Raw genomic sequence first — 1,156 nt, forward strand, 5'->3', positions numbered from 1 at the left:
GGGTTTTCGTTCGGATGGTCATCGGTTCGTCTTTCAAGAGGAGCGGTCCGTCCGCCGGAGTGGCGGCAGGTTCGGGCGTGCATACGTACGGGTTGGGTCGTTCTCGTCGGTCCGGTCGTCAGATGGTGATCACGACCTTCCCTCGGGTGTGGCCGGCCCCGACGTAGCGGAGGGCGTCGGCTGCTTTGTCGAGGGGGTGGGTGCGGTCGATGACGGGCGTGATCTGCCCGGTCGCGAGGAGGTCGGCCAGGGTGAGCAGGTCCTGGCGCTTCTCGACCGACAGGAAGGGCTTCAGCTGCTGACGGGTGAACCCGGATAGCACGCGCGCTTTGACGATCCGACCGAGGGGGCCGAGCCAGCGGCCTGCGCGTCCGCTGTTGGGGATGAGGGTGCCGGTGGGCGTCAGCGCTCGGCGGACATCCGCCAGGGGCTGGGCTTCCACGTTGTCGAGGATGACGTCGTAGCGCTTCTCGGTGCGGGTGAAGTCGGCCCTCGTGTAGTCGATGACGTGGTCGGCACCGAGTGACCGGACCAAGTCGACGTTGCGGGTGCTGCACACACCCGTCACCTCGGCGCCAAACGCCTTGGCGATCTGTACGGCGAAGGAGCCCACGCCGCCTGACGCGCCCGTGACCAGCACCGTCTGGCCCGGTTGAACGTTCGCGATCTCGCGCAATGCCTGCAATGCCGTCATGGCCGACGTGGGCACCGCTGCCGCGTCCACGACCGACAGGTTGGCGGGCACGGACACGAGGTTGTCCGCCGGGACGCAGGCGTACTCCGCGAGCGTTCCAGCGGTGCTCCAGCCGAACACCTCGTCGCCGGGGCGGAGAGCGGCGACGTCCTTCCCGACCGCTGCCACCACGCCGGCGAGGTCCCTGCCAGGGATACCGTGGCTCGGCCGGCGGAGTCCGTACGCCAGGCGCACCACGTACGGCTCACCGGTCATGACGAAGTAGTCGCCAGGGTGTACCGAGGCCGCGCCCACTTGGACGAGCACATCGCCTCGACCGGGTAGCGGTAGCCCGACCTCGGACGATTCGAGCACTGAGGGCGGGCCGTAGCGGTGCTGGACGGAGGCCCGCATCGTTGCCGCCCCGGCCGGACTCGCCTCCGGCACCAGGGGCGCTCCGGCATTCGATCGCTGTTCGTTTCC

Annotated in this window: 1 protein-coding gene; it reads right to left on the reverse strand. The window is 69.0% G+C overall.

Going from position 1 to position 1,156, the window contains the following annotated elements; all coding sequences use genetic code 11:
• Positions 1-118: 118 nt before the first annotated feature.
• Positions 119-1,156, reverse strand: a 1,038-nt coding sequence (locus tag BJG92_RS17875; RefSeq protein ID WP_232085322.1) for an NAD(P)-dependent alcohol dehydrogenase, incomplete at its 5' end; no start/stop codon positions are given.

Origin of the sequence: Arthrobacter sp. SO5, from assembly GCF_020532805.1 — a bacterium.
Lineage (GTDB): Bacteria > Actinomycetota > Actinomycetes > Actinomycetales > Micrococcaceae > Arthrobacter.